General features: G+C 51.2%; 9 protein-coding genes and 1 pseudogene. 4 read left to right on the top strand and 6 right to left on the bottom strand.

The features are described from left to right. Positions 1–891, top strand: a complete 891-nt coding sequence (sucD, locus tag DBY86_RS06185; RefSeq protein ID WP_107819312.1) for a succinate--CoA ligase subunit alpha — start codon at positions 1–3, stop codon at positions 889–891. A 235-nt stretch (positions 892–1,126) separates the two neighbouring features. Here the strand turns inward: sucD and DBY86_RS13680 are convergent, their stop codons facing one another. The 3 genes from DBY86_RS13680 to uvrA form a co-directional block, all read right to left on the bottom strand. Then, positions 1,127–1,363: a hypothetical protein gene (locus DBY86_RS13680; protein ID WP_234403403.1), complete on the bottom strand. Its 237-nt coding sequence runs from the start codon at positions 1,361–1,363 to the stop codon at positions 1,127–1,129. A gap of 184 nt (positions 1,364–1,547) precedes the next feature. Then, complete coding sequence (locus DBY86_RS06175; RefSeq protein ID WP_107819311.1) at positions 1,548–3,959, bottom strand: hypothetical protein; 2,412 nt, start codon at positions 3,957–3,959, stop codon at positions 1,548–1,550. A gap of 20 nt (positions 3,960–3,979) precedes the next feature. Then, complete coding sequence (gene uvrA / locus DBY86_RS06170) at positions 3,980–6,829, bottom strand: excinuclease ABC subunit UvrA (protein WP_107819310.1); 2,850 nt, start codon at positions 6,827–6,829, stop codon at positions 3,980–3,982. A 154-nt stretch (positions 6,830–6,983) separates the two neighbouring features. Here uvrA and DBY86_RS06165 point away from each other — a divergent pair, with 154 nt between their 5' ends. Further along, positions 6,984–7,706, top strand: coding sequence for a phosphatidylserine decarboxylase (locus tag DBY86_RS06165; RefSeq protein WP_107819309.1), 723 nt, complete (start codon positions 6,984–6,986; stop codon positions 7,704–7,706). Between the two features lie 130 nt (positions 7,707–7,836). Here DBY86_RS06165 and DBY86_RS06160 read toward each other — a convergent pair. The 3 genes and pseudogenes from DBY86_RS06160 to znuD all read right to left on the bottom strand — a co-directional run. Continuing rightward, positions 7,837–8,115, bottom strand: a pseudogene (locus tag DBY86_RS06160) (transposase); the annotation flags it as partial. A gap of 92 nt (positions 8,116–8,207) precedes the next feature. Next, complete coding sequence (gene yecR, locus DBY86_RS06150; protein ID WP_107819308.1) at positions 8,208–8,663, bottom strand: YecR family lipoprotein; 456 nt, start codon at positions 8,661–8,663, stop codon at positions 8,208–8,210. Between the two features lie 252 nt (positions 8,664–8,915). Next, a complete protein-coding gene (znuD, locus tag DBY86_RS06145; protein ID WP_107819307.1) occupies positions 8,916–11,204 on the bottom strand; it encodes a TonB-dependent zinc receptor ZnuD in 2,289 nt (762 codons plus the stop codon). Between the two features lie 409 nt (positions 11,205–11,613). Here znuD and DBY86_RS06135 point away from each other — a divergent pair, with 409 nt between their 5' ends. Together DBY86_RS06135 and trpD are read left to right on the top strand one after the other, a co-directional pair. Next, entirely contained in the window at positions 11,614–12,204 is a 591-nt protein-coding gene (locus tag DBY86_RS06135) for an aminodeoxychorismate/anthranilate synthase component II (RefSeq protein ID WP_107819306.1), read from the top strand. A gap of 63 nt (positions 12,205–12,267) precedes the next feature. Then, positions 12,268–13,296 carry an anthranilate phosphoribosyltransferase gene (trpD, locus tag DBY86_RS06130; RefSeq protein WP_107819305.1) on the top strand — a complete coding sequence of 343 codons (1,029 nt, stop codon included), beginning with the start codon at positions 12,268–12,270 and terminating at the stop codon, positions 13,294–13,296. Positions 13,297–13,430: the final 134 nt, after the last annotated feature.

Here is a 13,430-nt window from a genome sequence, read left to right as displayed (position 1 = left end):
ATGAGCGTATTGATTAATAAAGACACCAAAGTATTGGTTCAAGGTTTCACCGGTAAAAACGGTACTTTCCACTCCGAACAAGCTCTGGCTTACGGCACTAAAGTCGTCGGCGGCGTTACCCCGGGCAAAGGCGGTCAAACCCACCTGAACCTGCCCGTGTTCAACACCATGAAAGAAGCCGTTAAAGAAACCGGCGCTGACGCATCTGTAATTTACGTTCCTGCTCCGTTTGTTTTGGATTCTATCGTTGAAGCAGTTGATTCAGGCGTAGGCTTGGTCGTTGTGATCACCGAAGGCGTGCCTACTCTGGACATGCTCAAAGCCAAACGCTATCTGGAAACCAACGGCAACGGCACACGTTTGGTCGGCCCTAACTGCCCTGGCGTAATTACTCCGGGTGAGTGCAAAATCGGCATTATGCCGGGCCACATCCACCAACCTGGCCGCATCGGTATCATTTCCCGTTCCGGTACATTGACTTACGAAGCCGTGGCACAAACCACCAAACTGGGCTTAGGTCAATCAACCTGTATCGGTATCGGCGGCGACCCGATTCCCGGTATGAACCAAATCGACGCACTGAAACTCTTCCAAGAAGATCCGGATACCGACGCGATTATTATGATCGGTGAAATCGGCGGTACTGCGGAAGAAGAAGCAGCCGAATACATCCAATCCAACGTAAGCAAACCTGTTGTCGGCTACATCGCCGGTGTTACCGCTCCTAAAGGCAAACGTATGGGCCACGCCGGTGCGATTATCTCCGGCGGCAAAGGTACTGCCGAGGAAAAATTCGCCGCTTTCGAAAAAGCCGGCATCGCCTACACACGCAGCCCTGCCGAGTTGGGCACGACGATGCTGGAAGTGTTGAAAGCAAAAGGTTTGGCATAATCAGGTTTGACAACTGATTGAACATCAAATGCCGTCTGAAACCGGAAATCGGGTTTCAAACGGCATTTTGTTTGTCATTTCAAAAAGAGGCAGCCTCAACATACCCACATTATTTTTTGCCTTTTGAGGCAGTCAGAATATTTATCGGTCAAACAGGAGCAAACCTGTAAGTCAGGTTGCACACGCCTTGTTTGAAGTCAGGGAATGATAAGTATCGCATTTGAAAAGACTAATATTATTTTTTGCAGGATTCTGTTTTAGCACGCGACATTTTTTGTTTGATAGGATTGGAATGGATGTAGTCCGCGCAACGCTGCAAATCCGTTTCGTCGCGCACGGTGTGTCCGTAAAAACACCGTTGCCAAATACCGCGTTCGTGCCTAGGATTTTGTTTGTGGTTTGGGTGTTGGAGAAGGAATGGTTTGTTGTTTAAGGTTTTAACTTTGTTGAGGTTGACGTTTTCAGACGACATTGGAGGCCGTCTGAAAGGGCTAGCTTCAACGAAGTTAAAAGTTGAAATGGCAAACCGTCAATCAAGCAACTGCGTGCGTACCGCACACACCCTACACGTTGGCTTTGAAGTTCCGTGTAATTCACAGGTAGGGCGTGTGGCACAGCCACGCACGCGGTGGGTCGGGTATGCAGGCTACGACTCGCTATTCTTTCAAAAAACCATATTTGTAAACCAGCGGTTCGAGTTTGTTGGCAAGCTTGGTATATGCTTCTTCGAATTTAGAGAAATCTGTTTGAGGAGAAGTTTTTTTCAATGCGTTTCGGATCTGATACCAACCTGCATCGGCATTGTCCAGTAGATATTCATCGCGGATTTTGCGCTCAATATCTGCGGTGTAAAATGCTTCCCACAGTTTCAGCCCTTCGTTGTAAACGGCTTTAGCTTCTTTGGAAAGTTTTTTGTTTTCCAAATAGTCGGACATAAAGTGGGAGTAGAATTTGTTTTTTGCACCTACCTGTTCTTCGGTATAGGGGATAAAATGGTTGGTCAGCTGCCATTTCTTACCGTTCCATTCCAGTGTGTCTTTTGCTGTGCCGGCGGTGAGGTTACTGTTGGAAAAGAGCATATACAGCAAACAATCGGTGTAGAAACTTTCGGGCAGTTTTTCAGACGGCTGCAAGAATTGGTCACGGTCGTTGAGCCATGTGGGTTTGATGATACGGCGGGCGGTAAATACAACAGCAGCTTTTTTCAAATTGTCCTTTGTTACTAAAAAACCACCTGCGCTGCAATAACCGGATGAAAACAAGGCAGTTGATTTTCCTGCATTTTGAAAATCATTACCCTTGCACATCATGCCGCCGATTGCATTATCCGCCCATTTTCTGCCACGAATATCGCCTGTGTTTTTTTCGGGCGGGGACAAAGCATTTTTCAGCGGCAATGCGTCCATATTATTAGGTTTAGCGCGTTCTATCCATTCGTTTAAAGACGGCTGTTCTGTTTCAATATAAAATTTTTTTTCGCCGAAGGCTTCGCATTTTTTATCAAATGCAGGTAGCTTGAAAACGGTTTCCTTACCTTTTTTGGACAAGTCCCAAATCAAAAAACCGATGGGGAAATCGCCTTTCAGTCCGTCAAAACTTTTGCTGTGGACTACAAACCCGTTTAGGAATTTCGGCTGCCAAATTTCGCGGAACGGCTCAAAATTCGGTGCGGAAATATATTTCAATGTGCTGAATATGGCGATGACGGCATTCGGCAGTTCACATTGGATACGCAATAAAAACTGTACGAACAGTTCGCGTGTGGCGTAGCCCAGATCAGGTAAGGTTTTAGCAATTTTGTTTTGAGAAATACCAGTTTTATTTTTTGACGATCCTCTTACTGTATCCGCACTTGCCGCTTCACCATAAGGCGGATTAATCAGTACCAGAATCTTTTTCTTCTTGTCAGCTTTTGCCGTTTGGATGATTTCGCGCAGTTCAGACGGAATTTTGCCTGTCAGGCTGTAATCAATGCTGCCATCTTTGGCAATATCGTCGTTGAGATAGTCGTATTGGAAGCGGGTAGCGGCGGGAAACTGTCCACTTGTCTGCATGACGTTAATGTCGGCTTGGTCGAGTGTGGACATGAACACGTTGCGCCGGTTGCCGTGTTTGGTTTCGAGGTTGCCTACGCCGCAGCACATATCCCATACGATGTAGTTTTTCTGCCAGTTTTTACCCAGTGTATCGCTTAATAATTCATATGCTTTTTCAACTACTTTGAGCGGTGTGTAATACGCGCCTTTGAATTGTCGCTCGTCCAATGGGATAAGCTGGTCGCGCCGTTCCATCAGATAGTTGCGGTGTTCTTCGGCGGGCGGACGGTGGTAAATATTCCAAAACTCGCGGTAGCCTTTGATGCTGGCAAGCTCCAACAGTTCTCCACGCAAATAAAAGGCAGGCTTTTCATCGATAATGATCAGTCTGGTATCCAATTCCCTGCCAATAACGGCTTTCTTGCCATCGTGCATGATGTCGGCGTAAAACAGAAGGGCATAATCGGCTGGGTTGGATAGGTCTTTCAATTCCCTTCCGACCATTTCTACCCAACTGTCGAAAACTTTTTTCAAATTGTCGGGAGTGATTTGTGTTCGGACAATGCCGCCGTTTTTGATGCTGTCTTTGACGGCTTGGATAAATTCGGCTTCACTCTCAGCAATGTGGTAAACGATAAAGTGGTCGTTGATATACGGCGAGACTTGGGCGATGAGTTCGCGGCTGACTTGGCTAGCGGATTTACCCCATGCGATTTTTTTGTCTTTGAAAATCGGTGTGATGCTTTCAGTGGACATCAGTGCGGCTTTTTCGTTGTCGATGACGCAAAGCAAAGGAGGCAAAAATAGGGATTCTAGATGATTACCTTTATTGTAGGCATGGCAGACGTAATATAACAGTTGTGTAAACATTGTGTACACATCGGTGGGCTTATGTTTGGCTTCAAACCATATTTCTTCAGTTTGAATGTCAATCAGACCTTTGGTTACTTTTTTGAGCTTCAGCGCGGCAATGTAGGCATCTTTGACATCTTCTTCACTTTTTGCGTTTTGCAGACTCTGATACAAAGTCATTTCCGTTCTCCAAAATTTGACTATTTCAACATGGGTTTCAGGTATTTTCCAGTATAACTCCCCTTAACCTTCGCCACCTGCTCGGGACTGCCTTCCGCAATAATCCTGCCGCCTCCGTCGCCCCCTTCCGGCCCTAAATCCACAATCCAATCCGCAGTTTTAATCACGTCCAGATTATGCTCGATAATCACTATCGAGTTGCCTTTGCCTTTTAGACGACCTATCACTTCCAGCAGCAGGGCGATGTCGGCGAAGTGCAGGCCGGTGGTGGGTTCGTCGAGGATGTAGAGTGTTCTGCCGGTATCGCGTTTGGAGAGTTCGAGGGCGAGTTTGACGCGCTGGGCTTCACCGCCGGAGAGGGTGGTGGCGGGCTGTCCGAGGCGAATATAGCCTAAGCCTACGTCCATCAGGGTTTGCAGTTTGCGCGATACGGTGGGGACGGCGTCGAAAAATTCGCGGGCTTCTTCGACGGTCATGTCGAGGACTTGGCTGATGTTTTTGCCTTTGTATTGGATTTCGAGGGTTTCGCGGTTGTAGCGTTTGCCGTGGCAGACTTCGCAGGGGACGTACACGTCGGGCAGGAAGTGCATTTCGACTTTGATGACGCCGTCGCCTTGGCAGGCTTCGCAGCGGCCGCCTTTGACGTTGAAGGAGAATCGGCCGACGTTGTAGCCGCGTTCGCGCGAGAGGGGCACGCCGGCGAAGAGTTCGCGGATGGGGGTGAACAGGCCGGTGTAGGTGGCGGGGTTGGAGCGCGGGGTGCGGCCGATGGGGGATTGGTCGACGTTGATGACTTTGTCGAGGTGTTCGAGGCCGTGGATGTCGTCGTATGGGGCGGGTTCTTCTTGGGCGCGGTTGAGTTCGCGGGCGGTGATTTTGGCGAGGGTGTCGTTAATCAGGGTGGATTTGCCGCTGCCGGATACGCCGGTGATGCAGGTAATCAAACCAAGCGGCAATTCGAGGGTTACGTTTTTGAGGTTGTTGCCGCGCGCGCCTTTGAGGACGAGCATTCGCTCGGGATTGACGGGCGTGCGTTCAGACGGCACGGCAATGGATTTTTTGCCGCTGAGGTATTGTCCGGTAACGGATTTTTCGCATTTGGCGACGTTTTCGGGCGTGTCGGCAATCAGTACGTTGCCGCCGTGTTCGCCCGCGCCGGGACCCATATCGACGACGAAATCGGCTTCGCGGATGGCGTCTTCGTCGTGTTCGACCACAATCACGCTGTTGCCTAAATCGCGCAGGCGTTTGAGTGTGGCGAGCAGGCGGTCGTTGTCGCGCTGGTGCAGGCCGATGGAAGGTTCGTCTAAAACGTACATCACGCCGGTCAGGCCGCTGCCGATTTGGCTGGCAAGGCGGATGCGCTGGGCTTCGCCGCCGGAAAGCGTTTCGGCGGAACGGGAGAGATTCAGGTAATCCAGCCCGACGTTAATCAGGAAGCCGAGCCGCTCGGTGATTTCTTTGAGGATTTTTTCGGCGATTTGTTTTTTGTTGCCGTCCAAATCCAGCGTTTCGAAAAATTGGTGGGTTTTGGTCAGCGGCCAGGCGGAGACTTCGTGCAACGGTTCGCCGCTGACGTAAACGTAGCGCGCTTCTTTGCGCAAACGTGCGCCGCCGCAGCTCGGGCAGGCGCGGTGGTTTTGGTATTCGCGCAGTTTTTCGCGCACGGTTTCGCTGTCGGTTTCGCGGTAGCGGCGTTCGAGATTGGGGATGATGCCTTCGAAGGCGTGGCTGCGGTTGAAGGTGGTGCCGCGTTCGGATAGGTATGTGAAATCAATGACTTCCTTGCCCGAGCCGTGTAATACGACTTTTTTGACTTTTTCAGGTAGCGTTTCCCAAGCAGCCTGCACATCGAAACCGTAATGCCGCGCCAGTGACTGAATCATTTGGAAATAGAATTGGTTGCGCTTGTCCCAGCCGTCAATCGCGCCCGTTGCCAACGACAATTCGGGATGCGCGACCACTTTTTCGGGGTCGAAGAAATTGGTGTTGCCTAAGCCGTCGCAGGTCGGGCAGGAGCCCATCGGGTTGTTGAACGAAAAGAGGCGCGGCTCCAATTCGGGCAGGCTGTACGAACACACGGGGCAGGCAAAACGCGCGGAAAACCAATGTTCTTCGCCGCTGTCCATTTCCATTGCCAGCGCGCGCTCGTTGCCGTGGCGCAGCGCGGTTTCAAAACTTTCCGCCAGCCGCTGCTTGATGTCCGCCTTCACTTTTACGCGGTCGATGACCACGTCGATATTGTGCTTGATGTTTTTTTCCAGCTTCGGCACTTCGTCCAACTGATAGACCTCGCCGTCAACGCGCGCGCGCGCAAAACCCTGCGCCTGCAAGTCGGCAAAGAAATCGACAAACTCGCCCTTACGCTCACGCACTGCCGGTGCCAGAATCATCACACGCGTGTCTTCCGGCAGCTTCAATACGGCATCGACCATCTGAGATACGGTTTGGCTCGACAGCGGCAGATTGTGTTCGGGGCAATACGGCGTACCGACGCGGGCGTACAAAAGGCGCAGGTAATCATGGATTTCCGTTACCGTGCCGACGGTGGAACGCGGATTGTGGCTGGTGGATTTCTGCTCGATGGAAATCGCGGGCGACAGGCCTTCGATCAAATCGACGTCGGGTTTGTCCATCATCTGCAAAAACTGCCGCGCATAGGCGGACAGGCTCTCGACATAACGCCGCTGCCCTTCGGCATACAGCGTGTCAAACGCCAGCGATGATTTGCCGCTGCCCGACAATCCTGTTACCACCACCAGCTTGTGGTGCGGAATGTCCAAATCGATGTTTTTCAAATTATGCGTGCGTGCGCCGCGTATGCGGATGGTGTCGTTGTCGTGCGAATGTCGGGGATGATGGTTGCACATAATGGATGCCGTCTGAAAAATAAAGGAAAACCGATATTGTAGCACTTTCTCGGATGCCGTCTGAAGCCGCGTTCAGACGGCATTTGTCGGCGGAATGCGGCGGATTCCGTTATAATGGCGGCAATTTTAACCCGCTTGAATAAAAGGATGACAAATGAACCGTCTTTACCCCCACCCGATTATCGCCCGTGAGGGCTGGCCGATTATCGGCGGCGGTTTGGCTTTGAGCCTGCTGGTGTCGATGTGCTGCGGCTGGTGGTCTTTGCCGTTTTGGGTGTTTACCGTATTTGCCCTGCAATTTTTCCGCGACCCTGCGCGTGAAATTCCGCAAAATCCTGAAGCGGTGTTGAGCCCGGTTGACGGCCGTATCGTGGTGGTCGAACGCGCACGCGATCCGTATCGTGATGTCGATGCTTTGAAAATCAGTATTTTTATGAACGTGTTCAACGTGCATTCGCAAAAATCGCCTGCCGATTGCACGGTTACGGAAGTGGTCTATAACAAAGGCAAATTCGTGAATGCGGATTTGGACAAAGCCAGCACGGAAAACGAACGCAACGCGGTTTTGGCGACGACGGCTTCAGGTCGTGAAATTACGTTTGTTCAAGTGGCCGGTCTGGTGGCGCGCCGTATTTTGTGCTACACCCAAGCAGGTGCGAAACTGTCTCGCGGCGAACGCTACGGCTTTATCCGCTTTGGTTCGCGCGTGGATATGTATCTGCCTGTCGATGCGCAGGCGCAAGTGGCGATCGGCGATAAAGTTACCGGCGTAAAAACCGTATTGGCGCGTTTGCCGCTGACTGATCCTCAAGCCGAGCCTGTTTCACAAACTGCTCCGGTTGAAACAGCGGCAAACCAATCTGCCGAACAGCACTAAATCGAAGCTGCTGCCAAGATTCAGGCGGCTGTGCAAGATGTGTTGAAAGATTAATTGCCGGTTTTAAAATTGGTTTAAAGTAAGAAAAAGGTTTTCAGAATGCCGTCTGAAAACCTTTTTTGTTTGCCTAAAAACGGCAAAACAGGTTGAAGTCGATGCGGGTGATGGGGCTGTGTTCGAGTTCGGGATCGGAGAGGCTGTGCCATTGTCCGGGCAGGACGGCTTTGAACATGGACAACAGGGGATAGGCGGGACGGCCGCGGTGGTCTCGGAGGTAACGGGTTCTTTGACGATTCAGGTACTGTTCGATCGGCTGCCAATCAATCACTTGATCCAACTTCAATAGTGGGAAGCGGTCGATATGTTTGGCAATCATGGCTTGGGCGGTTTGCCGGAAGAAGGTGCTCATGGAAAATCCCCTAAATGTCTTGGTGGGACTTTAGGGGATTTTGGGGAATTTTACAAAGGTCTCAGGCAGCCTGAAATGGGTTTTCAGGTTGCCTATTTGGTTTGTTTCGTTTTAACTTGCGGTACGTTGGTGGGACTTAATTCAATCGTGATGTTGTTTTGAATGGGCTGCTGTTGCATTGGCGTGTATTGCACTGGTGTGTGTTGCACTTTATCGCTGACATGGTTGGTACATTGATAGCGTTTTTCAAATCGCCAAATCAGACACGGCACTTTGGCATTGGCGCGTGCGGGAGTTGCCACGCAGCTTCGTGTTGAACCGCCAAACGCCTCGGCACTGTTGTAACCCCAAACTCGGCAACGAGTTTTCGCCACCTCGTTATCTTGTCCTATGCGGGGTATTAAGCGGGAGCGGAAATTTTGCTCATAAGCCAAAGTAACCGTACCATCAGCGCGGCTGCCATCAATTGCCTGCCATTCGGGCAGTCGCACGGAACGCACACTGCATCCAGTTAAAAAACATACTACAATCAACAAATAAGGTTTCAATTTTATTCCTTCTGAATTTATAAACGAAAAAATAACAAAGCAGCTTATTTATTAATTATAGTAAAAAAAAAAATACGTCAAGATTAATTCATATCGGACGGCTTAAAACATGGCTTTTTGTTTGGGGCCGACGTAGATTAGCAGCAGTAGGTCGGGTTCTCGAATCCGACATTTTGATTTCAAGGGAACTTTTGGTGTCGGATACAAGTATCCGACCTACGGGTGTTTTTCAGGCTGCCTGCGTTTCCGATTTTAAAACTTCACGTTCACGCCGCCGGTAAAGCTGCGGCCCATTTGCGGTGTATCAGAGAGGAAACTGCTGTGGGCGTAAACGGATTGGTTGAGCAGGTTGTCGGCTTTGACGTACCAATTCCACTCGCCGTAGCCGGTGCGGCGGCGGTAGTTTGCGCCGAGGTTGAGCATATGGTGTCCGGGCGTGCGCGTTTCGTAGCGGGCGAGTTTGTTTTGGGCGAACACGCGGTAGTAGTCGAGATGGGCATCGATGCGGTCGGTCAGCGCGGCATTCAGGTGGAAGCCGAGGCGCGCAGCCGGAACGCGGGGCGCGTTCTGGTCGGCTTGTTCGATGAAAGGACGGTTGCCGTAGGCATCTTCCCTGCCGGGTAGGGATGGCAGGTTTTTCAGACGGCCTCGTACATAGTCGCCGGAAACGCCGATGCGGTAGCGCGGTGTGGGCTTGAAGTAGATTTCGCCTTCCGCGCCGTAGAAGTCGGCGCCGGATTGGTTGTAGCGCACGAGCTTCATTTCGCTGTCGTTTTCGATGGATTTGGGGCCGCGTCCGTCGTTTAAGGTTTGGGCGTAAATGTAGTTGCCGAAGCGGTTGCGGTAGAGTGCCAGATTGTATTGCCAGCGGTCGCCTTCGTAGCCCAGCGCGAGTTCGATGTTGTTGGAACGCTCTTTGTTGAGGTGTTTGTTGCCGACTTCAAAGGTGTTGGTGGCAACGTGTTTGCCGTGTGCGTACAGCTCTTGCGTTGACGGCAGGCGTTCCTGATGGGAGGCGGTCAGGCTGAGTTTATGTTGTGGCGTGAAATACCAGTTGCTCGAAAGTGCGAATGAGCGGGCGGTTTGGCGGTGCGCGCCGAGGTCGGGCAGGGGCTGGTTGTAGTAGTTTTCCCGATCAATCAATGCTTTGTCGTACTGGATGGAGGCTTTTTGTTTTTCGACGCGTACGCCGCCTTCAAGCGTGAAGTTGTCCCAGTTTGCCTGTTCTACACCGAAAAAGCTGTAATGGCGCACATTGTTGTCAAGCAGCATCGGTTGTTTGACCGCTTCGGATGTGGCAGATAAAGCACTGGATTTTTGTTGTAAATATTGAACGCCCCAGCTGCCTTTCAGACGGCCTATGGGTTGGTGGCGCAACTCGATGCGGGCGTTGTGTGTTTTGTTGTTGAAGAAGTTTTCTACTGTATCGCCTGCTTTTTCGTCGTGGTGGTAGTCGTTGCGGTTCAAGTGTACGCGCAGGGCTTCAAAACCGGGGAACGGTTGCTTCCATTCGGCACGGAGTTCGTAGCGTTTGTTGCGCAGGTCTATCCACGGTCTGCCGCTGTGGGTGTGTGCGTGTGCATTATCGTCGTCGTGGAAGCCGCAGCTCAAGCCCGGATTGTCGTAATCGATGTCTTCTTCGGTCAACAGGTGCGGATAAAGCTGTAAATAGCGTTTGTTAATCAAGCTCTTTTGCCAGATGATGTCGGCGTGGCAATCATCGTATTCGTGGCTGTGGGCAGGCAGGCCGTATTGGTCTCGGCGGTCGCTGTACGCCACGCCGATAAAGCCTTTTTCGCCAACCCAAGACAGCCCGATAGTGCCTGTTTTGGAATCAGCATGGCTGTCGGGCAGTCGTTTCAGACGGCCTTTTTCTTTTTGATAGCGCGGTACGGCGTAATCGCCCGATTTGCGGTACAAGCCTTCGGTATGCAGCACGAAGTTGTTGCCCAAACCGATATTGATACCTGCGGATGTCAGTTTTTCCAAATTGCCGCTGCTCAAACGCAATCCGAGTTCGCCCGATACACCGTTTTCAGGCATTTTTTCGGGGATTTTTCCATCGGCAACATCGACCAAGCCGGCTACATTGCCCGAGCTGTACAAGAGCGTAACCGGGCCGCGCAGGATTTCGACCTGTTGCGACAAGGCACTGTCCACCATCAAGGCATGGTCGGGCGAGAAGTCCGCCATGTCGCCGGTTTCGCCGTGATGGTTCAATACTTTAATCCGTCTGCCTGTTTGACCGCGAATAACGGGGGCAGATGCGCCGCCGCCGTATTGCGAGGCGTGAATGCCCGGAACGCCGTCCAAAGCATCGCCCAAGTTGACGGCTTTTTGTCGCAAGGTGTCGCCGCTGATGATTTTGTCGGAGGCGGTCGAAGTGTGCAACAGCCCGGATGTGGCGCGCGGACGGCTTTTGCCGACGACGCTTACCGTTTCCAAGTCCACCGACTGCTCGGTTTCATGCGCTTGGGCGAGTAGGGGCGTGTTGATTAAAATAATTGATAAAACAATGGGTTTGAGTGTGGTTTGTGCCATTTTGACTTCTCTTCGCATTTCAAAAGTTTGTTATTATATAACATTACATTTTTTATATCATAAGATTTTGAGAACACTCAGAGGGCATAGGCAAAAGTTTTTCAAATGACACGGTTGTGATATTTAATGGCGTTAATTTGTATTAACCCTAATTTTAGGGAAGTTAATGGTGTGAACACGAACGCCGCTATATTTGGCTATCGGATAACCAAAATTTATGAGGGCATAAAAACGGTACGTTCCCGAATGGTCGAAAAGGTGGCAAAATGGCGTACTTGTCAGAACGCGAGGCTCTGCGCCAGATTCACGAGGGCGCATCGGGCACGCTAAGATATAAGGGGGTATGGATGGGGGTATCGGAAATGCAGTTAATAATAAACAAGTTATAAATCAATAGGTTAATTAAAAAATGCTTTTGTTTATCGACAATTACGACAGTTTTACTTACAACATCGTCCAGTATTTCGCTGAATTGGGGCAGGAAGTCGCCGTGCGCCGCAACGATGATATTACGTTGGAGGAAATCGAAGCATTGAATCCGCAATATCTCGTTATCGGACCCGGCCCGTGTTCGCCCAAAGAAGCGGGGATTTCCGTGGCGGCGATGCGCTATTTTGCCGGCCGACTGCCGATTATGGGCGTGTGCCTCGGGCATCAGACGATAGGCGAGGCGTTCGGCGGCAGGATAGTCCGCGCCAAAACGCTGATGCACGGCAAGGTGTCGCCCGTGTCCCATTCGGGCAAGGGGATGTTTAAGGGTTTGCCCAATCCGGTTACCTGTACGCGTTATCACAGCCTCGTTATCGAACGCGGCACGCTGCCCGAATGTTTGGAAATCACGGCATGGACGGAAGACGGCGAGATTATGGGCGTGCGCCATAAGGAATATGCCGTCGAGGGCGTGCAGTTCCACCCTGAAGCTCTGCTGACCGAACACGGACATGATATGTTGAACAATTTTTTAATCGAATTTCAAAACTTCAAACCGCAAAAAATCTGACGCGATGCCGTCTGAAGCCCTTCAGACGGCATTTTCGTCCGAATATTGAACAGAGGACAAAAAATGATTACACCGCAACAGGCTATCGAACGATTAATCAGCAATAATGAGTTGTTTTACGATGAAATGACCGACTTGATGCGTCAGATTATGAGCGGAAAAGTGCCGCCCGAACAAATTGCGGCGATTTTGACCGGCTTGCGTATCAAGGTTGAAACCGTTTCCGAAATTACCGCCGCCGCCGCCGTGATGCGCGAGTTTGCGACAAAAGTGCCGCTGGAGAATGCGGACGGGCTGATCGATATCGTCGGTACGGGCGGGGATGGCGCGAAAACCTTTAATATTTCGACGACTTCGATGTTTGTTGCCGCAGCGGCAGGCGCGAAGGTTGCCAAACACGGAGGCCGGTCGGTCTCTTCCTCCAGCGGTGCGGCTGACGTGGTGGAGCAGATGGGCGCAAACCTCAACCTGACTCCCGAACAGGTTGCCCAAAGTATCAGGCAGACCGGCATCGGGTTTATGTTCGCGCCCAATCACCACAGTGCTATGCGCTATGTCGCCCCGGTGCGCCGTTCGCTCGGTTTCCGAAGCATTTTCAACATATTGGGCCCGTTAACCAATCCTGCTGGCGCGCCGAACCAGCTTTTGGGCGTGTTCCACACCGATTTGTGCGGCATTTTGTCGCGGGTCTTGCAACAACTTGGTTCCAAACACGTTTTGGTCGTTTGCGGGGAGGGCGGTTTGGATGAAATTACACTGACGGGTAAAACGCGCGTTGCCGAACTCAAAGACGGAAAAATCAGCGAATACGACATCCGCCCCGAAGATTTCGGTATCAAAACCCGCCGCAATTTGGATGAAATCAAAGTTGCCGATACTCGGGAATCTTTGTTGAAAATGAACGAGGTGCTGGATGGGAAAGAAGGGGCGGCGCGCGATATCGTACTGCTCAACACCGCCGCCGCCCTGTATGCCGGAAATGTCGCGGCTTCGCTTTCAGACGGCATATCTGCCGCACGGGAAGCGATTGATTCAGGCAGGGCGAAGGCGAAAAAAGAGGAATTTGTCGGGTTTACGCGGCAATTTGCCTAAGCAGTCAAACTTGATATAAAGCAACAAATGCCGTCTGAAAGGCTTCAGACGGCATTTGTGTTTTAGGGACAAAAGAATGGGGGAGGGCAATTTATTTAGGGACTGTACCGGACAACCGGATCAAATTTCCATTA

The sequence above is a fragment of the Neisseria bergeri genome, assembly GCA_003044455.1.
GTDB lineage: Bacteria > Pseudomonadota > Gammaproteobacteria > Burkholderiales > Neisseriaceae > Neisseria > Neisseria bergeri.
Note: the sequence above shows the minus strand (reverse complement) of the source record. Positions and strands in the feature narration are given on the sequence as shown.

Excerpts from the sequence above, each read along its gene's own strand:
- DBY86_RS13680 (WP_234403403.1), bottom strand. The coding sequence starts at position 1,363 with ATGTCGTCTGAAAACGTCAACCTCAACAAAGTTAAAACCTTAAACAAC.
- trpD (WP_107819305.1), top strand. The coding sequence starts at position 12,268 with ATGATTACACCGCAACAGGCTATCGAACGATTAATCAGCAATAATGAG.
- DBY86_RS06165 (WP_107819309.1), top strand. The coding sequence starts at position 6,984 with ATGAACCGTCTTTACCCCCACCCGATTATCGCCCGTGAGGGCTGGCCG.
- uvrA (WP_107819310.1), bottom strand. The coding sequence starts at position 6,829 with ATGTGCAACCATCATCCCCGACATTCGCACGACAACGACACCATCCGC.
- sucD (WP_107819312.1), top strand. The coding sequence starts at position 1 with ATGAGCGTATTGATTAATAAAGACACCAAAGTATTGGTTCAAGGTTTC.
- znuD (WP_107819307.1), bottom strand. The coding sequence starts at position 11,204 with ATGGCACAAACCACACTCAAACCCATTGTTTTATCAATTATTTTAATC.
- DBY86_RS06135 (WP_107819306.1), top strand. The coding sequence starts at position 11,614 with ATGCTTTTGTTTATCGACAATTACGACAGTTTTACTTACAACATCGTC.
- DBY86_RS06175 (WP_107819311.1), bottom strand. The coding sequence starts at position 3,959 with ATGACTTTGTATCAGAGTCTGCAAAACGCAAAAAGTGAAGAAGATGTC.